Origin of the sequence: Streptomyces sp. NPDC050388, from assembly GCF_040655635.1 — a bacterium.
Taxonomy (GTDB): domain Bacteria; phylum Actinomycetota; class Actinomycetes; order Streptomycetales; family Streptomycetaceae; genus Streptomyces.
In genome coordinates this window covers 1-26,289 of record NZ_JBFAKH010000091.1, presented here as the reverse complement: position 1 = coordinate 26,289, position 26,289 = coordinate 1, and the positions used below count along the sequence as shown (strand labels likewise).

At 73.3% G+C, this 26,289-nt stretch carries 21 protein-coding genes; 10 read left to right on the top strand and 11 right to left on the bottom strand.

Annotated elements, in window-relative coordinates:
• Nucleotides 1-71 precede the first annotated feature (71 nt).
• The 6 genes from AB0I73_RS34115 to AB0I73_RS34090 all read right to left on the bottom strand — a co-directional run bounded on the left by AB0I73_RS34115 (nt 72) and on the right by AB0I73_RS34090 (nt 9,307).
• The gene (locus AB0I73_RS34115) at nt 72-1,799 is read right to left on the bottom strand and encodes a hypothetical protein (RefSeq protein ID WP_363043991.1); all 1,728 of its coding nucleotides are present in this window, start codon (nt 1,797-1,799) and stop codon (nt 72-74) included.
• 215 nt (nt 1,800-2,014) lie between these two features.
• Nucleotides 2,015-2,653 (bottom strand): GntR family transcriptional regulator, encoded by a 639-nt coding sequence (locus tag AB0I73_RS34110; RefSeq protein WP_363043989.1) that lies wholly within the window; start codon nt 2,651-2,653, stop codon nt 2,015-2,017.
• A 297-nt stretch (nt 2,654-2,950) separates the two neighbouring features.
• Nucleotides 2,951-4,750, bottom strand: a complete 1,800-nt coding sequence (gene sucB / locus AB0I73_RS34105; RefSeq protein ID WP_363043987.1) for a 2-oxoglutarate dehydrogenase, E2 component, dihydrolipoamide succinyltransferase — start codon at nt 4,748-4,750, stop codon at nt 2,951-2,953.
• A gap of 61 nt (nt 4,751-4,811) precedes the next feature.
• On the bottom strand, nt 4,812-6,200 hold the full coding sequence (lpdA, locus tag AB0I73_RS34100) for a dihydrolipoyl dehydrogenase (RefSeq protein ID WP_363043985.1): 1,389 nt from the start codon (nt 6,198-6,200) through the stop codon (nt 4,812-4,814).
• Nucleotides 6,201-6,540: 340 nt separating this feature from the next.
• Nucleotides 6,541-8,112 (bottom strand): leucyl aminopeptidase, encoded by a 1,572-nt coding sequence (locus AB0I73_RS34095; RefSeq protein WP_363043983.1) that lies wholly within the window; start codon nt 8,110-8,112, stop codon nt 6,541-6,543.
• A gap of 394 nt (nt 8,113-8,506) precedes the next feature.
• Nucleotides 8,507-9,307, bottom strand: coding sequence for an adenosylcobinamide-GDP ribazoletransferase (locus AB0I73_RS34090; RefSeq protein ID WP_363043981.1), 801 nt, complete (start codon nt 9,305-9,307; stop codon nt 8,507-8,509).
• Between the two features lie 60 nt (nt 9,308-9,367).
• Between AB0I73_RS34090 and AB0I73_RS34085 the strand changes: the two genes are divergently transcribed.
• Nucleotides 9,368-10,114, top strand: a complete 747-nt coding sequence (locus tag AB0I73_RS34085; RefSeq protein WP_363043979.1) for a hypothetical protein — start codon at nt 9,368-9,370, stop codon at nt 10,112-10,114.
• Nucleotides 10,115-10,321: 207 nt separating this feature from the next.
• On the opposite strand, the gene cobT is transcribed toward AB0I73_RS34085, so the two are convergent.
• Nucleotides 10,322-11,407: a nicotinate-nucleotide--dimethylbenzimidazole phosphoribosyltransferase gene (gene cobT / locus AB0I73_RS34080; protein WP_363043977.1), complete on the bottom strand. Its 1,086-nt coding sequence runs from the start codon at nt 11,405-11,407 to the stop codon at nt 10,322-10,324.
• Nucleotides 11,408-11,644: 237 nt separating this feature from the next.
• On the opposite strand from cobT, the gene AB0I73_RS34075 reads away from it, so the two are divergent.
• Nucleotides 11,645-12,763, top strand: a complete 1,119-nt coding sequence (locus tag AB0I73_RS34075) for a methyltransferase domain-containing protein (RefSeq protein WP_363043975.1) — start codon at nt 11,645-11,647, stop codon at nt 12,761-12,763.
• Nucleotides 12,764-12,777: 14 nt separating this feature from the next.
• On the opposite strand, the gene AB0I73_RS34070 is transcribed toward AB0I73_RS34075, so the two are convergent.
• On the bottom strand, nt 12,778-13,977 hold the full coding sequence (locus tag AB0I73_RS34070; RefSeq protein ID WP_363043973.1) for a bifunctional adenosylcobinamide kinase/adenosylcobinamide-phosphate guanylyltransferase: 1,200 nt from the start codon (nt 13,975-13,977) through the stop codon (nt 12,778-12,780).
• A 162-nt stretch (nt 13,978-14,139) separates the two neighbouring features.
• Here AB0I73_RS34070 and AB0I73_RS34065 point away from each other — a divergent pair, with 162 nt between their 5' ends.
• Entirely contained in the window at nt 14,140-14,364 is a 225-nt protein-coding gene (locus AB0I73_RS34065) for a hypothetical protein (protein WP_109377633.1), read from the top strand.
• A gap of 51 nt (nt 14,365-14,415) precedes the next feature.
• On the opposite strand, the gene AB0I73_RS34060 is transcribed toward AB0I73_RS34065, so the two are convergent.
• On the bottom strand, nt 14,416-15,129 hold the full coding sequence (locus tag AB0I73_RS34060; protein WP_363043971.1) for a methyltransferase domain-containing protein: 714 nt from the start codon (nt 15,127-15,129) through the stop codon (nt 14,416-14,418).
• Between the two features lie 149 nt (nt 15,130-15,278).
• On the bottom strand, nt 15,279-15,914 hold the full coding sequence (locus AB0I73_RS34055; RefSeq protein ID WP_363043994.1) for a DUF3043 domain-containing protein: 636 nt from the start codon (nt 15,912-15,914) through the stop codon (nt 15,279-15,281).
• A gap of 255 nt (nt 15,915-16,169) precedes the next feature.
• Between AB0I73_RS34055 and AB0I73_RS34050 the strand changes: the two genes are divergently transcribed.
• The 5 genes from AB0I73_RS34050 (at nt 16,170) to AB0I73_RS34030 (ending at nt 22,668) form a co-directional block, all read left to right on the top strand.
• A complete protein-coding gene (locus tag AB0I73_RS34050) occupies nt 16,170-16,967 on the top strand; it encodes a PspA/IM30 family protein (protein ID WP_109377455.1) in 798 nt (265 codons plus the stop codon).
• A gap of 59 nt (nt 16,968-17,026) precedes the next feature.
• Nucleotides 17,027-17,308, top strand: a complete 282-nt coding sequence (locus AB0I73_RS34045) for a hypothetical protein (protein ID WP_109377634.1) — start codon at nt 17,027-17,029, stop codon at nt 17,306-17,308.
• Nucleotides 17,309-17,417: 109 nt separating this feature from the next.
• Nucleotides 17,418-18,656, top strand: a complete 1,239-nt coding sequence (locus AB0I73_RS34040; RefSeq protein WP_363043969.1) for a histidine kinase — start codon at nt 17,418-17,420, stop codon at nt 18,654-18,656.
• Between the two features lie 24 nt (nt 18,657-18,680).
• A complete protein-coding gene (locus AB0I73_RS34035; protein WP_109377457.1) occupies nt 18,681-19,367 on the top strand; it encodes a response regulator transcription factor in 687 nt (228 codons plus the stop codon).
• Between the two features lie 178 nt (nt 19,368-19,545).
• On the top strand, nt 19,546-22,668 hold the full coding sequence (locus tag AB0I73_RS34030; RefSeq protein WP_363043966.1) for an efflux RND transporter permease subunit: 3,123 nt from the start codon (nt 19,546-19,548) through the stop codon (nt 22,666-22,668).
• A 267-nt stretch (nt 22,669-22,935) separates the two neighbouring features.
• Here the strand turns inward: AB0I73_RS34030 and AB0I73_RS34025 are convergent, their stop codons facing one another.
• Nucleotides 22,936-24,348: an amino acid permease gene (locus AB0I73_RS34025; RefSeq protein WP_363043964.1), complete on the bottom strand. Its 1,413-nt coding sequence runs from the start codon at nt 24,346-24,348 to the stop codon at nt 22,936-22,938.
• A gap of 231 nt (nt 24,349-24,579) precedes the next feature.
• Between AB0I73_RS34025 and AB0I73_RS34020 the strand changes: the two genes are divergently transcribed.
• Complete coding sequence (locus tag AB0I73_RS34020) at nt 24,580-25,170, top strand: TetR/AcrR family transcriptional regulator (RefSeq protein WP_363043962.1); 591 nt, start codon at nt 24,580-24,582, stop codon at nt 25,168-25,170.
• On the top strand, nt 25,167-26,289 hold a 1,123-nt coding region (locus AB0I73_RS34015; protein WP_363043960.1), incomplete at its 3' end, for an EamA family transporter. The genes AB0I73_RS34020 and AB0I73_RS34015, both read left to right, overlap by 4 nt.

Below are 26,289 nucleotides of genomic sequence, written 5' to 3'. Positions count from 1 at the left end.
CACGACGCTGCGGCGCGGCATGAGGAACGCACTGGCGAAAGCGTTCGCTTCCTGTTCAGCCTGCGGGCCTGCTAGAGACCGGTCCTCCCCGTGCCCCACGGCACGTGCCGCGGGACGCCGACGTCGCCGACCGACCCGATGCCCAGGTCCGCGCGGGCGAGGGCACGGCGGGTCCGTGTCGAGACCACCGCGACCCCGTGCCCCTCCGCCTGGAGGGAGCGCACCAGGGCGGCCGTACGCCGGTGCCCGGTGGGCACGGCCTCCTCGAGTCCGAACCGGAGGTGCAGCCCGGGCGGCCCGCCCACCAGCCGCACCTCACCGCACGCCCGGGCAGCGCGCACCAAGTGGTGGGCGAGCGGGTGCAGTTGGGGGGCCAGTGCGGCCGCGGCCACCGGCGTGCCCGCCCGCAGGACGAGCACGACCTGCGCACCCTCCTCGGCCCACTGCCGGGCCCGCGCGGCCGTCTTTGCGAGTACGAGGTCGCCGAGGGTGTCGTCGGAGCCGGTCTCCGGGCCGGGGAACGGCCGTAGCTCCCAGCCGTCCCGCCGCTTCGGTGCCAAGGGGCCGGCGCCGTGCCGGCGACGCCGTCCGGCCGGACCGTCCCGCTCGATCAGCTCGTGGATCCGTACGTGGATCTCGTCGTCGTCCGGCCCGTCGTCCGCCGGGCCGCCGCCCTCCGGCCGGCTGCCGGGCGGTGGCAGGCGCAGTACGCCCTCGATCGTCCAGTCGCGGCCGGCCAGCAGGCGGGCGTCGAGGACCACCGTGTCGATCCGGTCCAGGCGGCGCAGCACCTCCGGCCGCAGCACCAGCGCCCCCCGCTCGGAAAGGGCCCGGCCCGCCGCGCAGGCGAACGCCTCCCTTCCGAACCGGGGGCCGCGCGGTGTCCCCGCGATCAGCAGCGACAGCGCACGGTCCTGGCCGAACGTGCCGACCGACGTCAGACCGTAGGCCGCGAGCGCCACCGGTGCCGCCACGTTGGCGTACCGCTCGCCAGGGCCCGGCGGCAGCGGCGCCGGGCGCTTGTGACCCGGTACCGCGTCGTGGCGGTACGTACCCTCGTGCCCGGCCAGCCTGCGCGCCCAGTCCGCCCATGCCCCACGGCGCGCCTGCACCTCCGCGTACCGGGCGGCGGCCAGCACGGTGGTCACCGTGACGCCCAGCGGCCGGAAGGACAGCGTGCCCGCCAGCAGGTTCGCCCCGGCGAAGCCGCGTTCCGTGGCGCTCTCGCCGATCCGGCGCGCGATGCCGTCGCGCAGCGGTGGCGCGGACTCCGCGAACTGGATCACCGACATCACCGCCGGGTGCAGCCCCGGCAGCCTGAGCGCGTCGCCCACCGACGCCACCCCCACGGCCACCAGGCCGGCGCCGAGCCGGACGGCCGCGCCGACCCGTGCCTGCGCGGCCCCGGGAAAGCCGACCGGGCGCCGCTCCCGCTCCGTCGCCCCGGCCCGTGGGACCTCCCCGGCGGCGTCGGCGGCCGCGACGACGTCGGCGACGGCCGCGAGGTCGGTCTTCGGCCCGCAGCCCACGTACACGCACCCCAGCGTGCCGTTCACCTCCGCGCGGCTCACCCCCGGCACCCGGCGCAGCGTGGCCTCCAGCCCGCGTGCCGCCGCTGCCGTACCGGGCCGCCCCAGCCGCCGGACCGCGATCTGCACGCCTCCCGAGGTTCGCCAGAGGCCGGGCACACCCGGCTGCGGCACCGGCCCGGTCGACGCGAGCGCCGCCGGGACGGCGGCCAGACCCTGCGCGAGGGACCGCACCGCCGACACCGTCGCGGTCACGGCGCTGCGCGTCAAGGACAGGACGGACCCGGCGGACCCCGGGACCACGGAGGACAGCTGTGGCGGGATCACACGGCCTCCACCACCGGCCGACGGGGGCGTTGCTCGCCACCCTGGAGAACGACGCGGTTCTCACCAGTATCGGCGTGTTTCGACAGCTTCGCCCGGTACGGAGAGGAGGGATGGACCGGACGGACGGTGCCGGGGCCGGAACGGGTGAGGACGGGAGATCAGGCGGGGGCGTCGGCGGCGTGCGGCGCGCAGCCCAGCACGTGCTCCTTCACCAGGCGGCCGATGTCCGGATCCTGCCGCCGGAACGCCGCGACCAGCTCTTCGTGCTCCTCGGCGTAGGACTGCTGGACCGTGCCCAGCCAGCGGATGGACAGGGCCGTGAAGACCTCGATGCCCAGGCCCTCCCAGGTGTGCAGCAGCACCGAGTTGCCGGCCGCGCGGACCAGTTCGCGGTGGAAGGCGACCGTGTGCCGCACCTGGGCCGTGCCGTCGGCCGTGCGGTCGGCCTCGTACAGCGCGGCGACATGCGGCTCCAGCGCCGAGCAGTCCTCCGCCAGCCGCTCCGCCGCCAGCTCGGCGGCGATCGCCTCGAGACCCGCCCGTACGGGGTAGCTCTCCTCCAGGTCGGCGGCCGACAGGTTCCGCACCCGCACGCCTTTGTTGGGCGCCGACTCGATCAGCCGCAGCGACTCCAGCTCGCGCAGCGCCTCCCGCACCGGCGTCTGGCTGACCTCCAGCTCGGTCGCGATCCGCCGCTCCACGATCCGCTCGCCCGGCTGCCAGCGCCCGCTGATGATCCCTTCCAGGATGTGCTCGCGGATCTGTTCGCGCAGCGAATGGACGACGGGCGCGGTCATGAGTGCTCCTTGGACAGGGTTCGTGAATCCGGGGCAGCCGCCCGAAAGGCCCCGTCGGGGGCGGCGGACGGACGACGGACAGGACCCTTGAGGGCGGTCGACCCTTAGACAATACGGCTGACACACCGTCCCGTAGGGGCGCACGGGGTGCTTTCGCCCAGGTGAGACGAGGCTTACACGGCGCATACGGCGCGGCTCACGCCGTGCCCACGACAGTGCCCCCGCCCGGGAGCCTGGGAAGCTCCGGACGGGGGCACCGGGGACCGGGATCAGCGGCCGTGGATCAGCGGCTGTGGATCACAGGCCGAGCTCGACCTCGAACTCGCCCGCCTCCAGGATCTCCTTGACCGAGTTCAGGTAACGGGCCGCGTCGGCACCGTCCACCAGCCGGTGGTCGTAGGAGAGGGTCAGGTAGGTCATGTCGCGGACGCCGATGACCGTGCCCTCCTCCGTCTCGATGACGGCCGGACGCTTGACCGTGGCACCGATACCGAGGATCGCGACCTGGCCCGGCGGCACGATGATCGTGTCGAACAGCGCGCCGCGCGAACCGGTGTTGCTGATCGTGAAGGTCCCGCCGGACAGCTCGTCCGGGGTGATCTTGCTGGCCCGGACCTTGCCCGCCAGCTCGGCCGTGGCCTTGGAGATACCGGCGATGTTGAGGTCACCGGCGTTCTTGATGACCGGGGTCATCAGACCCTTCTCGGAGTCCACCGCGATACCGATGTGCTCGGTGTCGAAGTAGGTGATGGTCCCCTCGGCCTCGTTGATCCGGGCGTTGACGGCCGGGTGGGCCTTCAGCGCCTGGGCGGCGGCCTTGACGAAGAACGGCATCGGGGAGAGCTTGACGCCCTCGCGAGCCGCGAACGACTCCTTGGCCCGCGCCCGCAGCCTCATCAGCCGGGTGACGTCGACCTCGACGACCGAGGACAGCTGCGCCTGCTCACGCAGCGCCTTGACCATGTTGTCGCCGATGACCTTGCGGATCCGCGGCATCTTCACGGTCTGGCCGCGCAGCGGCGAGGCCTCGAGGACCGGGGTCCGCTTCGCCGCGGCCGGAGCGGCGGCCGGAGCCGCGGCGGGGGCGGCCTTCGCGGCCTCCGCGGCGGCGACGACGTCCTGCTTGCGGATACGGCCACCGACGCCGGTGCCCTGAACGGTGGACAGGTCGACGCCGTGCTCGGCGGCGAGCTTGCGCACCAGCGGGGTCACGTAGGCGCCCTCGTCGGTCGGCTGCGCGGCGGCCGGAGCGGCAGCCGGGGCCGGAGCGGCCTGCGGGGCGGGGGCCGGGGCAGCCGGGGCAGCCGGGGCCGGAGCGGCCTGCGGGGCGGCCGGGGCCGGAGCCGGTGCCGGAGCGGCAGCCGGTGCCGGAGCGGCCGGCGCGGGAGCCGGAGCGGCCTGCGGAGCCGGGACGGGTTCGGGCTGCGCCGGGGCGGCCGGAGCCGCCGGTGCCGGAGCGGCCGCCGGGGCGGCACCCGGAGCGCCGATGACGGCGAGCTTCGCGCCCACCTCGGCGGTCTCGTCCTCGCCGACCGTGATCTCCAGCAGCACACCGGAGGTGGGCGCCGGGATCTCGGTGTCGACCTTGTCGGTGGAGACCTCGAGCAGCGGCTCGTCGGCCTCGACGCTGTCACCGACCGACTTCAGCCAGCGGGTGACGGTGCCCTCGGTGACGGACTCGCCGAGCGCGGGCAGGACCACGTCCGTGCCCTCGGCGGTGCCGCCGCCGGCGGCGGTCTCGGCGGTGGGGGCGGGCGCCGGGGCGGCCTGCTCGGTGGAGGGGGCCGCGGCGGCCGGCTCGGGGGCCGGGGCGGCGGGCTGCTCGGCGGCCGGGGCCGGAGCCTCGGCCGGGACACCGCTGCCGTCGTCGATCAGGGCCAGCTCGGCACCGACCTCGACGGTCTCGTCCTCGGCGACCTTGATGGAGGACAGCACGCCGGAGGCCGGAGCGGGGATCTCGGTGTCGACCTTGTCGGTGGAGACCTCGAGCAGCGGCTCGTCGGCCTCGACGCGCTCGCCCTCGGCCTTCAGCCAGCGGGTGACAGTGCCCTCGGTGACGCTCTCACCGAGCGCCGGAAGGGTTACGGAAACCGCCATGGTTTCGGTTGCTCCTTTAAAAGTGCGGAAGTCTGTGTCGTCGTGCCCGTGACCGAAGGCGTCAGTCGTGGGAGTGGAGGGGCTTGCCCGCCAGGGCCAGGTGGGCCTCGCCGAGCGCCTCGTTCTGGGTCGGGTGGGCGTGGATCAGCTGCGCGACCTCGGCGGGCAGCGCCTCCCAGTTGTAGATCAGCTGGGCTTCGCCGACCTGCTCGCCCATGCGGTCACCGACCATGTGGACGCCGACCACGGCACCGTCCTTGACCTGGACGAGCTTGATCTCGCCGGCGGTCTTGAGGATCTTGCTCTTGCCGTTGCCCGCCAGGTTGTACTTCAGGGCGACGACCTTGTCCGCACCGTAGATCTCCTTGGCCTTGGCCTCGGTGATGCCGACGGAGGCGACCTCCGGGTGGCAGTACGTCACCCGCGGCACGCCGTCGTAGTCGACCGGGACGGTCTTCAGACCGGCCAGCCGCTCCGCCACCAGGATGCCCTCGGCGAAGCCGACGTGCGCCAGCTGGAGCGTCGGGACGAGGTCGCCGACGGCGGAGATGGTCGGGACGTTGGTGCGCATGTACTCGTCGACGAGGACGTAGCCGCGGTCCATGGCGACCCCGGCCTCCTCGTAGCCCAGGCCCTGCGAGACCGGGCCGCGGCCGATGGCGACGAGGAGGACCTCGGCCTCGAACTCCTTGCCGTCGGCGAGGGTGACCTTGACGCCGTCCTGGGTGTACTCGGCCTTCTGGAAGAAGGTGCCCAGGTTGAACTTGATGCCCCGCTTGCGGAAGGCGCGCTCCAGCAGCTTCGAGCTGTTCTCGTCCTCGACCGGGACGAGGTGCTTGAGGCCCTCGACGATCGTGACGTCGGTGCCGAAGGACTTCCACACGGAGGCGAACTCGACGCCGATGACGCCGCCGCCCAGCACGATCGCGGACTTCGGCACGCGGTCCAGGACGAGGGCGTGGTCCGAGGAGATGATCCGGTTGCCGTCGATCTCCAGGCCCGGCAGCGACTTCGGCACGGAGCCGGTCGCCAGCAGGACGTGGCGGCCCTGGATCCGCTGGCCGTTCACATCGACGGAGGTCGGCGACGACAGCCGGCCCTCACCCTCGATGTAGGTCACCTTGCGCGAGGCGATCAGACCCTGCAGGCCCTTGTACAGGCCCGAGATCACGTCGTCCTTGTACTTGTTGACGGCCGCCATGTCGATGCCCTCGAAGGTGGCCTTCACACCGAACTGCTCGCTCTCGCGGGCCTGGTCGGCGATCTCGCCCGCGTGCAGCAGGGCCTTGGTGGGGATGCAGCCGTTGTGCAGGCAGGTACCGCCGACCTTGTCCTTCTCGATCAGGGCGACGTCCAGGCCCAGCTGCGCCCCGCGCAGGGCCGCGGCGTAACCACCGCTGCCACCGCCGAGGATCACTAGGTCGAAAACGGTGCTGGCGTCGTTCGCCACGTCACGTCCTCCATGCATGTGCGCCACGCCGGTCTCCAGTGACCGGTCGGCGGCTGGTGTCCGGCCGCTCTTGCCTTCGGCCCTTCGGTGGGGCCCTGTCCTGCCGAGCCCTATCCTCGCACTTGTCCGAGCCGAACGAGACGTGGGGCAGGGGTGTGACACGTCCCACGTTCGAACGTCCGACCGTCACACGTGCGAGGACTTCCGGGACCACGTGCCCCGGCACACGTGCCGACACCCGCGGCGGATCCGCATGACGCGCCGGCCGGCGGGGCCCCGTCCCAGCCGCGCACGGGGCCCTGCCGGCGACCGGTTGACGACCGGTCGGCGACCGGTCGGCTCAGCCCAGGTCGCCGGCCGCCGTCTGCTCCGCGAGGCGGACCAGCGTCCGTACCGCCGAGCCCGTACCGCCCTTGGGCGTGTACCCGAAGGGGCTGCCCTCGTTGAAGGCCGGACCGGCGATGTCGAGGTGGGCCCAGGTGATGTCCTCGCCGACGAACTCGCGCAGGAAGAGCCCGGCGACGAGCCCGCCGCCCATCCGCTCGCCCATGTTCGCGATGTCGGCCGTGGACGAGTCCATGCCCTTGCGCAGGTGCTCCGGCAGCGGCATCGGCCAGGCGGGCTCGCCGACCTCCTCGGCGGCCTCGTGCACCGCCGTACGGAAGGCGTCGTCGTTGGCCATGATCCCGAATGTGCGGTTGCCCAGCGCCAGCATCATCGCGCCGGTCAGGGTCGCGACGTCCACGATCGCGTCCGGCTTCTCCTCCGAGGCCGCCCACAGCGCGTCGGCGAGGACGAGCCGGCCCTCGGCGTCGGTGTTGAGCACCTCCACCGTCTTGCCGCTGTACATGCGCAGCACGTCACCCGGGCGGGTGGCGGAACCGGAGGGCATGTTCTCGGCCAGGGCCAGCCAGCCGGTGACGTTGACCTCAAGACCGAGGCGGGCGGCGGCGACGACCGCGGCGAACACGGCGGCGGCACCGCTCATGTCGCACTTCATCGTCTCGTTGTGCCCGGCCGGCTTCAGCGAGATGCCGCCCGAGTCGTAGGTGATTCCCTTGCCGACGAAGGCGAGGTGCTTCTTCGCCTTGGCGGAGGTGTACGACAGCTTCACCAGCCGCGGACCCGACGCCGAGCCGGCGCCGACGCCGAGGATGCCGCCGTGGCCGCCCTTGGCCAGCGCCTTCTCGTCGAGCACCTGCACCTTGATGCCGTGCTCCTTGGCCGCGGCCTGGGCGACGGCGGCGAACGCCTCGGGGTCGAGGTCGTTGGGCGGGGTGTTGATCAGGTCGCGGGCCCGGTTGAGCTCCTCGGACACCGTGGTGGCGCGCTCCACGGCCGTCTTGTACGCCTTGTCGCGGGACTTGTCGCAGAGCAGCACGGCCTCGGCGAGGGGCGCCTTCGCGTCCTTCTTCTTGTCCTTGCCGCCTTCGCCCTTGTCACCCTTGGTCTTGGGAACGTCCTTGTTCTTGTAGGCGTCGAAGGAGTAGGCGCCGAGCAGCACGCCCTCGGCGACCGCGCCGGCGTCGGCCGCGTCGGTCAGGGGGAGGGCGAACGCGGCCTTCTTGGACCCGGTGAGGGCGCGGGCGGCCACACCGGCGGCCTTGCGCAGTGCCTCGGGGTCGGGAGCGGCGTCCTTCTCGGGCTGGGTGCCCAGGCCCACCGCGACCAGGAGCGGCGTCTTGAAGCCGGCCGGCGCGGGGAGCTTCGTCACCTCACCCTCGGCGCCGGACGCGCCGAGGGTCTCCAGGACGCCGGTGAGCCTGCCGTCGTAGGCCTTGTCCACGGCTTCGGCGCCCGGTGCGACGACCAGGCCCCCGGCCCCGGACGCAGTGCCCTTGGCGACACCGATCACGATCGCGTCGGCCTTCAGACCGGGGATCGCGGCGGTGCTGAGAGTGAGAGCAGTCACGGTGGTGAATTCTCGCTTCCGATGTGAAGTTGCTGTGGCCGAAAAGCGTGGGTCGACCGGGCCCGGCGCCGACCCTAACGACGACCTGGCGGTACGGTTTCGGCGGGGCCTGCCCCGGTACGGCGCACACTGCGGACGAGCCTACGCGCGTCTGCCCGTGCCTTCCCTCGCGCGGTCTTCACCGTTCGGTGACGTGACGGGCACCTTCCGGACCCCGTCCCCCCTCAAAGGCCACCCGCTGGGCCGCGCGTGAGACGCCCCGCAGGACGGCGCGACGGCCTGCTCGCCGCGGTGCCGGCACTGGTTCCCCTGCTGCCCGCGGCCTGCACGGTCGCCCCGGCCGCGGGTCCGGAGCCCGGGGACCCGGGGAGGAGAGGCACGGACCGCCGTTCCCTCAGCCCAGTGCCGCGACGACGAGCGCGGTCGTCGCCGCGGTCTCCGCGAGCGAGCCGAACACGTCGCCGGTGACCCCGCCGAAGCGGCGGACGCAGTGCCGCAGGAGCAGCTCCGCGGCCGCGACGGACAGCAGCACCGCAAGGACGGCATGGACGGCATGGACGGCACCGTCCGCCCCGAGCAGGGCGCCCCCGGCGGCCGCCGCCCCGGCCACCGCGAGGACGACGCCCGCCGCACCCGCCGGCGGGACGGCCCCGGCCACGGCGGCCCCCAGCCCCCCGGGCCGGGCGGGCGGCACCCCGGCGCGGGCGGCGAGGGTGAGGACGAGCCGGGCCGTGACCGCCGCGACCACGACGGCGAGCGCACCCCGGGTCCAGGAGTCGCCGTACGCCCGGGCCAGCGCGGCCACCTGCGCCAGCAGCACGAGGACGAGGGTGAGCACGCCGAACGGACCGATGTCCGACTGCTTCATGATCCGCAGCGCGTCCTCGGCCGGCTTTCCGCTGCCGAGCCCGTCCGCGACGTCGGCGAGCCCGTCGAGATGCAGCCCGCGCGTGAGCGCGGCGGGCACGGCGACGGTGGCGACGGCGGCGAGCGGCGCGCCCGCCCCGAGGAACAGCAGCAGCAGTCCGCAGGCGGCGGCCACGGCACCGACCGCCAGTCCGGCCAGCGGGGCGCACAGCATGCCGCCGCGTGCGGCCGGGCGGTCCCAGCGGGTCACCTCGACGGGGAACACGGTGAGGGTGCCGAAGGCGAAGCGGAGGCCGTCGGCCAGGGAGGTCAGGAAGGGCGCGGGCACCGGCGCAGATTACCCGGCGGTCAGCAGGGCGCCCCCGGCAGCCGTGGATAAAGTGCGCTCATGGGGCACTGGTTGCAGCGGAACATCATCGAACCGGGCAAACTGCCGCTGCTCCTCGCCCTCACCGCCTTCGTCCTCACCTTCGTGATCACCCGGGCCGTCACCCGGCTGATCCGGGCCGGCAAGGGCCCCTTCGGCAACGTCGAGGCGGGCGGTGTGCACATCCACCACGTCGTGCCCGGCGTGATCCTCACCGTCGTCGGCGGCTTCGGCGCGGTGGCGAGCGGCCGGCACGGCTTCGGCGCGGCGATCTGCGCGGTCGTCTTCGGCATCGGCGCCGGCCTGGTCCTGGACGAGTTCGCGCTGATCCTGCACCTCCAGGACGTCTACTGGACCGAGGCCGGCCGCCAGAGCGTCGAGGTGGTCGTCATCACCGCCTCCCTGGTCGGACTGCTGCTGGCCGGGTTCTCGCCGTTCGGCGTCAACGACGTCTCCCCGGGCGAACTCCAGGACCGAGCGGGCGTCGCCCTGAACGTGGCGGTCAACTTCCTCTTCTCCCTGATCGCTCTGAGCAAGGGCAAGGCCAGGACCGCCGTCTTCGGCGTGATCGTGCCCCTCGTCGCCCTGATCGGCTCGCTGCGCCTGGCCCGCCCCGGCTCCCCGTGGGCCAGGCGCTTCTACCGGCACAGGCACCGCGCCCGGGCCAAGGCCCTCCTGCGGGCCTACCGCCACGACCGCCGCTGGTCCGGCCCCCGCCGGGCCTTCGGCGACTGGCTCGGCGGCAAACCGGACCCGCCCCGTCCCTGAAAGGGGCGCGGGGAACTGTGCGAGCCACCCCTCCCCGCGGACCCGCACATCGGGGTCACAGGGGCAGCGCCCCCTGAGGACGATGGGGGTCCCCCCTGCTCATGGGGGTCCCCCCTGTTCGAGCGGAGCCGAGAACTCGGGGGAGAAGCCGAGAGCTTGGGGGAGGGAAGGGGCGGCGGGGGCGAGGAAAAGGACGGGCTCCCTCGGTCACTCCGACCTCTCGGGCTCCTCGGGCTCCTCGGGCTTCCCGGGCCTCTCCGGGAGCTCCGCCGCCAGCGCCGCCGCCGCCTGCACCAGGGGGAGGGCCAACAGGCCCCCCGTACCCTCGCCCACGGTGACGCCGTGGGCGAGGAGCGGCTCCAGCGCCATCCGGTCCAGTGCCTTCGCCTGCCCCGGCTCCCCGCTGTCGTGCGCGGCCAGCCACCAGTCCGGCGCCCGGAACGCGATCCGCTGCCCCACCAGCGCGCACGCCGCCGTCACGACGCCGTCGAGCACGACCGGCATCTTCCGCACGGCGGCCTGCAGCAGGAAGCCCGTCATCGCGGTGAGATCGGCCCCGCCCACCGTCGCCAGCAGCTGCAACTGGTCGCCGAGCACGGGCCGGGCCCGTCGCAGCGCGTCGCGGATCGCCGCGCACTTGCGCATCCAGGCCAGGTCGTCGATGGCCAGCCCGCCGCGCCCGGTGACCACGGACGCGTCCGTCCCGCACAGCGCGCCCACCAGCACACCCGCCGCGGTGGTGCCGCCCACGCTCACATCGCCGAGCACCACCAGATCCGTACCGGAGTCGGCCTCCTCGTCGGCCACCGCGACCCCGGCCCGGAACGCCGCCTCGGCCTCCTCGAGGGTCAGCGCGTCCTCGATGTCGATGCGCCCGCCGCCGCGCCGCACCCTGTGCCGTACGACGTCCTCGGGCAGGGTCTCCGGATCGCAGTCCAGGGCCATGTCGACCACCCGCACCGGCACCCCGAGCCGCCGGGCCAGCACGGAGACCGGACGGCCGCCCTCCAGCACCTCGCGCACCAGCTCCCCGGCGCTGCCCGCGGCCCGCGCCGAGACGCCCAGTTCGGCGATCCTGTGGTCACCGGCGAAGAGGACGACCCGCGGCCGTTCGACCGGCCGCACCGGCACCGCGGACTGCGCGGCGGCCAGCCACTCGCCCAGTTCGTCGAGGCGGCCCAGCGACCCGGGCGGCACGACCCGGCGCTCGCGGTGCGCCTCCGCGTCACGGCGCACCCCGCCGTCCGGACGCTCGATCAGATCGGTGAAGTCGTCGAGATTAAGCGAGCTCATTCGCCGAACAGTACCGGCCCGGCTCGAACACCACGGAGTCCCAGGTCCCGTGGCCGATTTCCCGCCCGCCGGGTGACGCCACCCCGACGTCGTTACGCCTCGGACGGCCATCCGATCCGTAACGTTTTGCAGTGGAATGTCATCCGCACGTGCCGACGTTCCGCCCGCCCGCCCCTGCGTCCCCCTGTGCCCCTGCTCGTCCGCTCGTCCGCCCGCCCGACCCACCGGGAGCCGCCCATGTCCGTGCCCGACGCACCCATCGCCTTCCCGTCGGCCGCCGTGCCCGGCGCCGGCGCCGTTGTCGTGCCCGCCCAGCAGGCCTCCGCGCGGGTGCACGAGCCGCGCCGCGCCGACTGCCCCTGGTGCGGCTCGGCACGGCTGCGCAACCGGCTGCGCACCGGCGACCTGCGGCGGCACCGGCCGGGCCGGTTCACCGTCGACGCGTGCCGGGACTGCGGACACACCTTCCAGAACCCCCGCCTCACCGCCGAGGGCCTCGCCTTCCACCGGCGGGTGCTGCGCGGTGCCCCCCGGGACGCCGTCACCGACGCCGTCCTCGCGCTGCGCGACGCCCCGCGCCGCCGCCGTGCCACGGCCCGCACGATGCTGCGCTTCGGCGAACCGGAGAGCTGGCTGGACGTCGGCACCGGCCACGCCCGCTTCCCGGACACCGCACGGGAGTTTTTCCCGTACACCGCGTTCGACGGCACCGACCTCACCCAGCGCGTCGAACGCGCCCGCGTCCTCGGCCGGGTCGAGGAGGCCCACATCGGCCCGCTGACGTCCCCACGGCTGCGGGCCCGGGTGGCGGGCCGCTACGACGTGGTCAGCATGCTGCACCACCTCGAACACACCACCGACCCGAGGGCGGAACTCCACGCCGCCCTCGACGCCCTGCGCCCCGGCGGCCATCTGCTCATCGAGACCCTGGACCCCCGCAGCGCGTTCGCCGCCCTGTTCGGCCGGTGGTGGCTCTCCTACGACCAGCCCCGCCGACTGCACCTGCTCCCGCCGCGCAACCTCCGCGCCGAACTGGAGCGGCTCGGCTGCGAGATCGTCACCACCAGGTCCGGAGCCCCGTTCGGATCCGGCTCCGGACACCGCGCGGTGCACGTTCCGCACGACCTGGCCGGTGCCACCGCGCTGGCCCTCTCCCACGCCCTGCCCGCCCCGGACGCCCCCTGGCGCGCCATCCCGCCGACCCCGTTCCAGCGGCATGCGCGCACCGTCCTGCTGCGCGCGGGCACCCCGGTGGTGGCCGCCGCGGCGCTCACGGACCTCGCGCTGGCCCCGCTGCTGCGGCACACCCCGTTCGCCAACGCGTACCGGATCATCGCGAGAAAGCCGACGGGCTGACCCGGCCCGCCCGCTCACCCCTTCAGTACCAGCGCCTGCCCCGCGACCACCAGCAGCACCTGCTCGCACTCCTGCGCGAACGCCGCGTTCAGCCGCCCGAGTTCGTCCCGGTAACGGCGGCCGGACGCGGTGGCGGGAACGATGCCCGAGCCCACCTCGTTGGACACCGCGACCACGGTCCGCCGGGTCGCGCGCACCGCATCCGTCAGCTCACGCACCCGTTCCCTGAGGGCTCGTTCCCCGCCGTCGGCCCACTGGGCGTCGTCCCACGCCCCGACGGAGTCCATCGCGTCCGTCAGCCACAGCGACAGGCAGTCCACCAGCAGCGGCGGCCCGTCGTCCTCCAGCAGCGGCACCAGATCGCAGGTCTCGACGGTCCGCCACGACCCGGGCCGCCGCTCCTGATGGGCCGACACCCGGGCCGCCCACTCGGTGTCCCCGTTGCGGGACCCGCCGGTCGCCACGTACAGCACCTCCGGGAGCGTCTCCAGCCGACGCTCGGCCTCCACCGACTTGCCCGACCGGGCCCCTCCCAGCACCAGCGTCCGCCGCGGCAGGTCGGGGACGTCCTCGTAGGCGCCCACCTCCAGCGTGGTCCCGTCCGGCACGGCGCGCGCCCCGGCCGCCGCGAGCCGACGGCGCGCCTCCGCACCGGGCGGCACGTCGTGGTCCAGGTGCACGGCGACGACGTCCGTCGTCGGCCCGACCGCGCCCACCGCCCGCAACCGCGCCAGCGCGTCCGGGCGCCCCACGACGTCCAGCAGCACCATGGCGTAAGGCTCGGCCGGCTCCTCGAGACCGGCCGGCGCCGCGCCCGGCGGCAGATACAGCAGCCGCTGCCCGTCCGGGCCGGTCACCGCGTACCCGGTGCCCGGCGAGTCCAGCGCCACCGCCCGCACCCTGTGGCCGGTCAGCAGCGCCAGCTCCCGCCCGTCCGGCACCCGGCCGGGCTGCGGCAGGCCGGCCGGCACCTCGACCGCGGGCCCGTCGTGCGGATGGGAGAGCAGCACCTGGCGCACACCGCCGAGCGAGTGCCCCGCGCGGGCCGCCGCGAACGCCACGCCCGGCATGAGGTCGAGCAGCAGCGAGCCGTCCACCAGCAGCGAGGTCGCCGCGCGCGCGTGCGGGCCGGCGGCGGACGCGCAGGCGGCGCAGGGACAGTCGGGGCGGGGCAGCCCCGCCGGGGCACCGGTACCGAGCAGAGTGAGTTCCACGGACCCGATTTTCACCCGTCCCCACGGCTCCTGCGCGCCCGACCGGGCACCCACCCCACATGATCCACCGCACAGACGCCATGTCCTGGCCTAGGCTCTTGCAGGAGCCGGACCAAGATCCGGCTCCTGTTGTGCAGTGTGCTGACACCCACGGAGGCGTACATGGCGGCATGGACGTGGCGGTTCGAGAAGGCCGACGGGACGCAGGTCGAGCCCGCGGTGCAGCCGGAGGAGTTCACCACGCAGGGGGACGCCGAGTCCTGGATCGGGGAGAACTGGAAGGCCCTGCTGGAGGGCGGCGCCGACCAGGTGCGGCTGCTGGAGGACACCACGGAGATCTACGGGCCGATGAGCCTCCACGCGGACCAGGCGAGCACCGAGGCCTGAGGCCCGGATCCACGGGCGAGGGCCTCGGCCCTCGCCCACTCCGCGCCGGCGTCAGCCCCGTACGCCGCACAGGTGCAGCAGCGACGCCACCCCGCGGTAGGGGTCCGTCCGCCCGGCCCGCTCCTCGACCTCCAGGAGGGTCGCCAGGTCGTCCGGGGCGCCGGGGGCGTGCGTGCCGTCGGCCGCCGTGTCCGTGAAGACCCGCACGCCGTACCAGGTGTGCAGCGGCGCCCCGAGCCCGGCGAGTGTCGCCGTCAGTTTCTTCAGCCGGTCGGCCCGTGTCTCGAGCCCCGACTCCTCGTCCATGTGGCAGGCCGCGTCGAACGCGGTCAGCGCGCCGGCCCAGTCGCCGCGCAGGCCGGACCGCATCGCGGGCGCGTCACCGTTGCGCACCAGCAGCGACAGCAGTCCGCCGGGGGCGAGCATCCGGGCCAGCCCCGCCACCAGCGGGTCCGGCTCCGTCACGTACATGAGCACACCGTGGCAGAGCACCACGTCGAAGCTGCCCGGCAGGAAGTGCACACCGGTGTCCCGGCCGTCGCCCTCGACGACCCGCACCCGCTCCCGGATGCCCTCCGGCTCCCGGGCGAGCGCCGCACGTGCGGCGGCGAGCATCTCCGCGTCCCGCTCGAGGCCGGTCACCGAGTGACCGGACCGCGCCAGCCGCAGCGCCTGTGAGCCCCGGCCCATGCCGACGTCCAGAACGCGCAGCCGCCGCCCGACCGGGAACCGCCCCGCTATCTGCTCGTCCAGCTGGCGGGCCACCAGCTCCAGTCGTACGACCTCCCGCAGGCCACCGGGCCCGCCCGGTCCGCCGGTCCCGACCGGTGAGGCCGGCGCGGGTACCGCGGGCTGTGCCGGACCGGCCGCCGGGCTCGCCGAGGGCGCCTCGCCCTCGGCGAACGGCAGGGTGCTCAGGGCTGCTCTCCGCGCTTGACCTGGGGCTTGGGCAGCCGCAGCCGGCGCATCTGGAGCGAACGCATCAGGGCGTAGGCGACGGCGCCGCGCCGGTTGTCATCGGGGAAGCGCTCGGCCAGCCGCTTCCTCAGCCGGAAGCCGGTCACGACGGAGTCGAGCACGATCGTCACGATCACGAGCAGCCACAGCAGCAGCGCGATGTTCTGCAGCTGGGGGACCCGGACCATGCTCAGCACCAGGATGACCACGGCCATCGGCAGGAAGTACTCCGCGATGTGGAACCGCGAGTCGACGAAGTCGCGCGCGAAGCGGCGCACCGGCCCCTTGTCACGGGCGGGCAGGTAACGCTCGTCGCCGCTGGCCAGCGCCTGGCGCTGACGCTCCATCGCGGCGCGGCGCTCGTCACGCTGCCGCTTGGCGGCCTCCTTGCGCGTCATCGACGTGTTGGCCACGCTGCGGCGCTGGGACTGGGCCACGCTGCGCTTGGGCGTGGGGCGGCCCTTGGGGGCCTCCGGGTGGCGGGTCTGCTTGGAGTCGGTCACCGCCGCCTTGTCGGCGAGGGCCTTCTCTTCCTTGGCACGGCTACGGAACACAAAACCCAAGGGTACGGGGTCCGTGGGGTTGGATCCCAGCCCCGGGGGGAACGATCCGGCAACACCAGTCGTCTGTAGAAGGACAGAGGGGGCGTTGCGCACGTCTTGGGGTGTGTTGTCCCGTCCGCCCCGGGGGTCACCTACTCCCTGGGCCGGAGCGGGCGGCCACTCAGTCGTCCTTGGGGATGAGCGCATCGGTCCCCGAACAGTGCGCTAATGGATGCAGGGCCCGTACTGTGGGTTCTGTCGCAGAGCTGTGAGCCGGAGTCCGTCAGAAGGGGGCGCGCGAAGCCCATGAGCGGTGTCATGAAGCGTATGGGGATGATCTTCCGCGCGAAGGCGAACAAGGCCCTTGACCGGGCCGAGGATCCGCGCGAGACCCTCGATTACTCGTACCAGAAGCAGCTGGAGCTGCTCCAGAAGGTGCGGCGCGGTGTCGCCGACGTGGCGACCAGCCGCAAGCGCCTGGAGCTCCAGCTCAACCAGCTCCAGTCCCAGTCGGGCAAGCTGGAGGACCAGGGGCGCAAGGCGCTCGCGCTGGGTCGGGAGGACCTGGCCCGCGAGGCGCTCTCCCGCCGCGCCGCCCTCCAGCAGCAGGTGACCGATCTGGAGACGCAGCACGCCACGCTCCAGGGCGAGGAGGAGAAGCTCACCCTCGCTGCGCAGCGGCTCCAGGCCAAGGTCGACGCCTTCCGCACGAAGAAGGAGACCATCAAGGCCACGTACACGGCGGCGCAGGCGCAGACCCGGATCGGCGAGGCCTTCTCCGGCATCTCCGAGGAGATGGGCGACGTCGGGCTGGCGATCCAGCGCGCCGAGGACAAGACCGCCCAGCTCCAGGCGCGGGCCGGTGCCATCGACGAGCTGCTCGCCTCCGGCGCCCTGGACGACCAGTCCGGCATGCACAAGGACGACATCCAGGCCGAGCTCGACCGGCTCTCGGGTGGCACGGACGTGGAACTGGAGCTGCAGCGCATGAAGGCCGAGCTGGCGGGAGGCCCCTCCGCCGCGCAGCAGGCCATCGAAGGCGGCAGCGAGCAGTCCCAGGCCCAGCAGCAGCCGCAGGACACCCCGCGGTTCGACAAGCAGTGACCGCCGCACGGGAAGCCGTGCCGACGACCGAGGTCCTCGCCGGGACCCAGGAGGCCAACATGATCGTACGGATCATGGGGGAGGGGCAGGTGGCTCTGGCCGAGAGCCACCTCGCCGAGTTGAACAAACTGGACGAGGAACTCCTCACCGAGATGGAGACCGGTGACGGCCCCGGTTTCCGCCGCACCCTCACCGCCCTGCTGTCCAGGGTCCACGAGCTCGGCGAACCGCTGCCGGACGACGCGCTGGAACCCTCCGACCTCATCCTGCCCTCCCCGGACGCCACCATCGAGGAGGTCCGGGAGCTGCTCAGCGACGACGGACTGATCCCGGGCCCGTGAAGCCCGGGCCCGTGAAACCCGGGCCTGCCGGGTCCCCCACGGGCGGTCCACGACCGGCCCGCGCACCGGATGCCACGGCGGCGCCGGGGACGCCGTACGGTGAGCGGTCGTGAGCACCATCCAGCGCGCCCGGTGCCGGCTGCGCGCCCATCCCTTCGCCCTGGACGCCGCCCTGGCCGCGGGCGTCCTGGTGTGCATGGTGGCGGGATCCTTCGTGGACCCGCACGGCCCGCACGGTGTCACCTGGGAGCTGAGCACCCCCGATCCGCTCAGTCTGACCCTCATGGCCCTCGGCGCCGCCGCGCTGGTCCTCCGGCGCCGGGCCCCCCGCGCGGTCCTCGCCCTCACCGGCGCCGCCTCCGTGGTCGAGTCCGTCACCGGCGACCCCCGAGCCCCCGTCGCGATGTGCGTGGTCGTCGCGCTCTACACCGTCGCCTCCACCACCGACCGCCCCACCACCTGGCGGGTCGGCCTGCTCACCATGACCGTCCTCACCGGCACCGCCATGATCGCCGGCCCGCTGCCGTGGTACGCCCAGGAGAACCTGGGGCTCCTCGCCTGGACCGGGATCGGCGCCACCGCCGGGGACGCCGTCCGCAGCCGCCGCGCCTTCGTCCAGGCCATCCGGGAACGCGCCGAGCGGGCCGAACGCACCCGTGAGGAGGAGGCCCGCCGCCGCGTCGCCGAGGAACGCCTGCGCATCGCCCGCGACCTGCACGACGTGGTCGCCCACCACATCGCCCTGGTCAACGTCCAGGCCGGGGTCGCCGCCCATGTCATGGACAAGCGGCCCGACCAGGCCAAGGAGGCCCTCGCCCACGTACGGGAGGCCAGCCGCTCGGCGCTGGGCGAACTGCGCGCCACCGTCGGCCTGCTGCGTCAGTCCGACGACCCCGAGGCACCCACCGAGCCCACCTCCGGCCTGGACCGCCTCGACGAACTCGCCGGCACCTTCCGCAGCGCCGGCCTGCGGGTCCTGGTCGCCCGCGAGGACCAGGGCCCCGCGCTGCCCGCCGCCGTCGACCTGGCCGCCTACCGGGTCATCCAGGAGGCCCTCACCAACGTCCAGAAACACGCCGGCAGCGAAGCGAACGCGGAGGTCAGCGTCGTCAGGGTGGGCCCCCACATCGAGATCACCGTCCTCGACGACGGCACCGGCGCCGGCGGCCACGATGACGGCGGACAGGGCACCGGCCACGGCGGCGGGCACGGCCTGCTCGGCATGCGGGAACGCGTCACCGCCCTGCGCGGCACCCTCACCACCGGCCCCCGCTTCGGCGGCGGGTTCCGCGTCCATGCGATCCTGCCCGTCGAGCCCCGCACGTCCACAGCCCAGGACGGCCCGTGACCAGCACCCCCCGGGGGAACCCGTATGACGATCCGAGTCCTGCTCGCCGACGACCAGGCGCTGCTGCGCAGCGCGTTCCGCGTGCTCGTCGACTCCGAGCCGGACATGGAGGTGGTGGGCGAGGCGTCCGACGGCGCCGAGGCGGTCCGCCTCGCCCGTGAACAGCGCGCCGACGTCGTCCTCATGGACATCCGGATGCCCGGCACCGACGGCCTCGCCGCCACCCGCCTGATCAGCGCCGACCCCGAGCTCGACGGGGTCCGCGTGGTCATACTGACGACCTTCGAGGTCGACGACTACGTGGTGCGGTCGCTGCGGGCCGGCGCCTCCGGCTTCCTCGGCAAGGGCTCCGAACCCGGAGAACTGCTGAACGCCATCCGGATCGCCGCCGAGGGGGAGGCACTGCTGTCCCCGGCCGCCACCAAAGGCCTGATCGCCCGCTTCCTCGCCCAGGAGGGCACCGCCGACGACGCCGACCGCGACCCGGCCCGCGCGCAGCGGCTCGACTCGCTGACCGTGCGGGAACGCGAGGTGCTGGTCCTGGTCGCCGGCGGCCACTCGAACGACGAGATCGCCGAACGCCTGGAGGTCAGCCCGCTGACCGTGAAGACCCACGTCAACCGGGCCATGGCCAAGCTCGGCGCCCGCGACCGGGCCCAGCTGGTGGTGACCGCCTACGAGTCGGGGCTGGTCCGCCCGAGGGTGGAGTGAACGCCGCCACGCGTACTGCGGCGGGAGTAGCCGCCGTCCGAGGAACAGGACCTCGGGCCTACGGATCGGCCCTCGTCGATGCCCCAGTGTGGAGAACGGACGCCCCTCCGCGCCCGCCCCTGCCCCTCCAGGTACGTCCCGTACCCCTGACCGCTCACGGAAGAGAGACCCGTAACCCATGTCCTGGCTGGCCAGATTCAGCCTCGCACAACGGGCGCTGATCGGACTGATGTCGATCATCGCGCTCGTGTTCGGGGCGATCGCGATCCCTCAGCTCAAGCAGCAACTGCTGCCCACCATCGAACTGCCCATGGTCTCCGTGGTGGCCCCGTACCAGGGCGCGTCCCCCGACGTGGTGGAGAAGCAGGTCGTCGAGCCCATCGAGGCCAACCTGGAGGCCGTCGACGGCATCTCCGGCGTCACCTCGAAGGCCAGCGAGGGCAACGCCGTGATCATGGCGTCCTTCGACTTCGGCAACGACACCGAGCAGCTCGTCGCCGACGTCCAGCAGGCCGTCAACCGGGCCCGCGCGATGCTGCCCGACACCGTGGACCCGCAGGTCGTCTCCGGTTCCACCGACGACATGCCGACCGTGGTCCTCGCCGTCACCTCCGACAAGGACCAGCAGGCCCTCGCCGACCAGCTCGACCGGACCGTGGTGCCCGCGCTGAAGGACATCGACGGTGTCGGCCAGGTCATGGTGGACGGCGTACGGGACCTCCAGGTCACCGTCACCCCCGACGACGCGAAGCTGGCCAAGGCCGGTCTCACGTCCCAGGCACTGCTCCCGGCCCTGAAGGCGGGCGGCGCAACCGTCCCGGCCGGCTCCTTCGACGAGGACGGCGCCAACCGCACCGTCCAGGTGGGCGGCGGCTACACCTCGATCCAGCAGATCGAGGACCTGATGGTCACCGGCGAGTCCGGCAAGGGCAAGCCGGTCCGCCTCGGTTCGGTGGCCGACGTCGAACAGCGGGAGGCCACGGCCGACTCCCTCACCCGCACCAACGGCAGCCCCAGCCTCGCCGTGGTGGTCACCATGGACCACGACGGCAGCGCGGTCACCATCTCGAACGCGGTCGAGGACCTGCTGCCCGGCCTGCGCGAGGACCTCGGCTCGGGTGCCGAGCTCACCGTCGTCAGCGACCAGGGCCCGGCGGTGTCCCAGGCCATCGAGGGCCTGACCACCGAGGGCGCGCTCGGCCTCGTCTTCGCGGTCCTGGTGATCCTGGTCTTCCTCACGTCGATCCGCTCGACGCTGGTCACGGCGGTCTCCATCCCGCTCTCCGTGGTCCTCGCCCTGATCGTGCTGTGGACGCGCGACCTGTCGCTGAACATGCTGACCCTGGGCGCGCTGACCATCGCGATCGGCCGGGTCGTGGACGACTCCATCGTCGTCCTGGAGAACATCAAGCGGCACCTCGGCTACGGCGAGGAGCGCCACGAGGCGATCATGAAGGCGGTGCGTGAGGTGGCCGGCGCGGTGACCTCCGCGACGCTCACCACCGTCGCCGTCTTCCTGCCGATCGGCCTGGTCGGCGGCATGGTCGGTGAGCTGTTCGGCTCCTTCAGCCTCACCGTCACCGCCGCGCTGCTGGCGTCCCTGCTGGTGTCGCTGACGGTCGTCCCCGTCCTGTCGTACTGGTTCCTGCGGCCCCCGAAGGGCACTCCCGAGGACGCCGAGGAGGCCCGCCGGCTGGCCGAGGAGAAGGAGGCGAAGAGCCGCCTCCAGCGCGGCTACCTCTCCGTGCTGCGCTTCGCCACCCGGCGCAGGCTGGCCAGCCTGGCCATCGCGGTCGTCGTCCTGATCGCCACGCTCGCCATGACGCCGCTGCTCAAGACCAACTTCTTCGACCAGGGCGAGCAGAAGGTCCTCACCCTCCGTCAGGAGCTGGAGCCGGGCACCAGCCTCGCGGCCACCGACGCCCAGGCCGAGAAGGTCGAGAAGCTGCTCGGCGAGACCGAGGGTGTCAAGGAGTACCAGGTCACGATCGGCTCGTCCGGTTTCATGGCGGCCTTCGGCGGCGGTACGGACACCAACCGGGCGACGTACCAGGTGATGCTGGAGGACTCCGCCTCCCACGAGGACGTCCGGGACAGCCTCGAGAAGGGCCTCGCCGACCTCGACGGCATCGGCACCACCACCGTCGCGGCCGGCGACGGCTTCGGCAACCAGGACCTGAGCGTCGTCGTCAAGGCGGCCGACCCGCAGGTGCTGCGCAAGGCGGCCGACCAGGTGCAGAAGGCCGTGGCCTCCCTGGACGACGTCACCGACGTCACCAGCGACCTGGCGCAGAGCGTGCCGCGCATCTCGGTCAAGGCCGACTCCCGTGCCGCCGCGGCCGGTTTCGACGACCAGACGCTCGGCGCGGTCGTCGCCCAGGCGGTACGGGGCACCCCGGCCGCCAAGGTGGTGCTGGACGACACCGAGCGGGACGTCGTCATCCGCTCGGACCGGCCGGCCACGACCCTGGCCGAGCTGAAGAAGCTGCCGCTCGGCCCGGTGAAGCTGGGTGACGTCGCCACCGTCGAGCTGGTGGACGGCCCGGTGTCCATGACCCGGATCGACGGCCAGCGCTCGGCCACCGTCACCGCCCGGCCGATCGGCGACAACACCGGCGCGGTCAGCGCGGAACTCCAGGCCGAGATCAACGCGCTGACGCTCCCGGCGGGCGCGACGGCCGAGATCGGCGGCGTTACCGCCGACCAGGACGAGGCCTTCACCAGCCTGCTCCTGGCGATGCTGGCCGCGATCGCGATCGTCTTCATGTTGCTGGTCGGCACCTTCCGGTCGCTCGCCCAGCCGCTGATCCTGCTGGTCTCCATCCCGTTCGCGGCGACCGGCGCGCTCGGCCTGCTGCTCGTCACCGGCACCCCGATGGGCGTCCCGGCGATGATCGGCATGCTGATGCTGATCGGCATCGTGGTGACCAACGCGATCGTGCTGATCGACCTGATCAACCAGTACCGCGACCGCGGCCACGGCGTCGTCGAGGCGGTGCTGGAGGGCGGCCGTCACCGGCTGCGCCCGATCCTGATGACGGCCCTGGCGACGATCTTCGCCCTGCTCCCGATGGCGCTCGGCGTCACCGGCGAGGGCGGCTTCATCGCCCAGCCGCTCGCGGTGGTGGTCATCGGCGGCCTGATCACGTCGACCCTGCTGACCCTCCTCCTGGTCCCGACCCTCTACACGATGCTGGAACTCCGCAAGGAGCGCCGCGCGAAGAAGCGGGCGGCGAAGAAGGGTGCGGCCGCGCAGCCGGGGGCTTCGAAGGAGCCGGAGCCGGAGCCGGCCCAGGCCTGACGTCCGTCACGTCAGTACGACGAAGGGGCGCCCCGTGAACTCACGGAGCGCCCCTTCCGCATGCGTGCTCACGCCTGGAGCGAGTCGACGAAGACGTCCCGGGCGGCGGCCGGGACGACCGTGACGGGGCCGTCGGGGGTCTTGCCGTGGTGGACGGGGCCGCGGGCGCACTCCGGATAGCGGCGAGCCGCGGTGCCCGCTCGCCGGAGCCGTGCACGGGGCGGCCCGCGCCGCTGACGCCGGGCGCCCGCCCCGCCGGCGCCCGGCCTAACGCTCGGCCAGCTCCGAGCGCTTGTACGAGTACCCGAAGTAGACCCCGCACCCGATCAGGAACCACACGACGAACCGCACCCAGGTCTGCCACTGCAGGAACGTGATCAGCCAGAGGGAGAAGACCACACCCAGCGCCGGCACGAACGGCATCCACGGTGTACGGAAGCCGCGCGGCAGGTCCGGCTGCCGGTAGCGCAGCACGATCACCGCCGTGCACACCACCACGAACGCCAGCAGGATGCCGATGTTGGTCAGTTCGGCCGCCTCCGCGATCGGCAGGAAGCCGGCGATGGCGGCCGACGCCACCCCGACGATCCACGTCACGCGCGTCGGCACGTGCCGGGTGGGATGCGTCTTCGCGAACCACTTGGGCAGCAGCCCGTCCCGGGACATGGAGAACCACACCCGGGTCACACCCAGCATGAACGTGAACATCACGGTGAGGATGCCGATGATCGCGCCCACCGCGATCACGTCCGCCAGCCGGTTCAGCCCCACCGACTGGAAGGCGGTCGAGAAGCCGCTCTCCTTGTCGATGTCCTTGTAGTTCTGCATACCGGTCAGCACCAGACAGGCCGCCGCGTACAGCACCATCGCGATCGCCAGCGAGTAGATGATCGCCTTCGGCATGTGCCGCCGCGCGTCCCTGGACTCCTCGGCCGCCGTGGACATCGCGTCGTAGCCGAAGACCGCGAAGAACACGGTCGCCGCACCCGTGAACGCCCCGCTGATCCCGTAGGGGAAGAACGGGTGGTAGTTGGCGGTGTTGATGTGGAAGACACCGACCAGGATCACCACCAGCACGACCACCACCTTCAGCCCCACCACGATCGTCTCGAAGCGGGCCGCGCTGCGGATGCCGCGGTTCAGCAGCCAGGCGATGAGCAGGCACAGGATCGCCGCGAACAGATCCACCTTGTGCCCGGCACCGGTGCCGGGCGCGCCCAGCATCCAGGCGGGCAGATGCGCGCCCATGTCCTCGACCAGGAAGCTGAAGTAGCCGGAGATGCCGATCGCGACCACCGCCACGATCGCCGTGTACTCGAGCAGCAGGTCCCAGCCGATGAACCAGCCGGCGAACTCGCCGAGCACCGCGTAGCCGTAGGTGTAGGCCGAACCCGCCTTCGGGATCAGGCCGGCGAACTCGGCGTACGACAGGGCCGCCGCCGCGCTGGCCACACCCGCGATGAGGAAGGACACCAGTACCGCGGGGCCCGCCGTGCCGTTGGCCACCGTGCCGGCGAGGGTGAAGATGCCCGCGCCGATGATGCCGCCCACACCGATCGCGGTCAGCTGCCACAGCCCCAGCGACCGCTCCAGCCGCGGCCCCTCGCCGGCTTCCGTCTCCTCGATGTGTTCGATGGGTTTACGGCGCAGGATGCCCTCGCCCGACCGGAGTCCGGCCATGTGCCTCACCTCTTCGCCCCGGCAACGGCTTGACGGTGGATGACGCCGACGCGGCACTGCCGGTCCGGACCCTGCCCACGGCACCGCCTTCACCGGCCATCGTGCCGCCTTCACCGGGCGCCCGCGACCGAGCCGGTGATCAGGTGGCGGGCCTGCGCGGCTTCCGGGATTCCCGCCCCTCGACTTAGTCTGGGTAGACCTACCTACCTAGTTCGGGTTGTGGTGAGCGACGTGGGCACAGCAGGGAGCGGACGGCGGCGTCCCGCCCGGGAACGGCTCCTGGAGGCGGCGGGCCGCCGCTTCTACGCCGACGGTGTGGTCGCGACCGGTATCGACACGATCACCGCCGAGGCAGGCGTGGCGAAGATGAGCCTCTACAACAACTTCGCCTCCAAGGCCGACCTCGTAAGGGCCTACCTGGACGCCCGGCACGAGGAGTGGTTCGGCCTCTACCGGGCCCGGCTGGAGCAGGCCGAGGGGCCGTGCGAGGGGGTGCTGGCCGTCTTCGACGCGTATGCCGATCACGCGGCCTCCGCCCATGAGCACGGCTTCCGCGGCTGCGGCCTGCTCAACGCCGCGGCCGAGCTCCCGGCCGGGGACGAGGGCCGGGCCGTCGTCCGCGCGCACAAGGAGGAGGTCGAACGCCTGATCGTCGGTCACCTGGAGCAGTTGCTGCCCGACCGCCCCGAGGAGGCCCGTGCGATGGCCGAGCACCTGTCCTTCCTCCTGGAGGGAGCGATGGCGCGGGCCGGTCTGGAGGGGGACGGCGAGCGGGTCCGGCACGCCCGCTCGATGGCCGCCGCCCTGCTGGACCGGCTGTGAGCCGCGTCGACCGCGGCCGGTCCGCGGGCATCGGGGCCCTGTGCGTGCTCGCCGCATCCGTGCTGTGGGGGACGACGGGCACGGCCGCCACCTTCGCCCCCGGCGTGGGCCCGCTCGCGATCGGCGCCGTCGCGATGGGCCTCGGTGGACTGCTCCAGGCCCTTCTCGCCGCCCCGCAGATCACCCGGCAGGCATCCAGGCTGCGCGACCGGCGCGGCACGGTCCTGCTCGGCGCCGTCTCGGTGGCGGTCTATCCCCTGGCGTTCTACAGCTCCATGCGCCTGGCCGGAGTCGCCGTCGGCACCGTCGTGTCCCTCGGCACCGCACCACTGGCCTCGGCCGTGATCGAGTGTGTCGTGGACGGCCGCCGGCTCACCCGCCGCTGGATGCTCGCGGCCGCCCTCGGCCTGCTCGGCACCGTCCTGCTCTGTGTCGCCGAAGCCGCCCGCGCCGCCGACGGCACGGGGCAGGCGTCCGTGGCGACCACCCTGCTCGGCATCGCCCTCGGCCTCGTCGCCGCCGCGACCTACGCCCTCTACTCCTGGGCCGCGCACCGGCTCATCACCCGTGAGGTCTCCTCCCGGGCGGCGATGGGCACCGTCTTCGGGATCGGCGGACTGCTCCTCCTGCCCGTCCTGCTGGCCACCGGCGCCCCGCTCGTCGCCTCCTGGACCAACGCCGCCGTCGGCACCTACATGGCGGTCGTCCCCATGTTCGCCGGGTACGTCCTGTTCGGCCGGGGGCTCACCCACGTGCCCGCCAGCACCGCCACCACCCTGTCGTTGCTCGAACCGGCCGTCGCGGCCGTCCTCGCCGTCCTCGTCGTCGGCGAACGCCTCCCCGCCACCGGCTGGACGGGCGTCGCCCTCGTCATCGCCTGCCTCGCCGTCCTCACCACCCCCTCCCTCGGCCGCTCACGCGGACAGTCGCGAAACACCGCGGGCCACGACGGCGGGGGAGGCCCGGAAGGGACGCAGGTCCCGGTCGGGGCCGCTGTCCTCGGGGTGGCCGATGCGGCCGATGCAGCCCCCGCGAGAACGCCGTGGCGTCGCCGCCGGCGGTGCGCGTCGAGGCGTGCGACGTCGCGGACCGCGCCGCCCTGTCCTCGCTCGTCGCGTC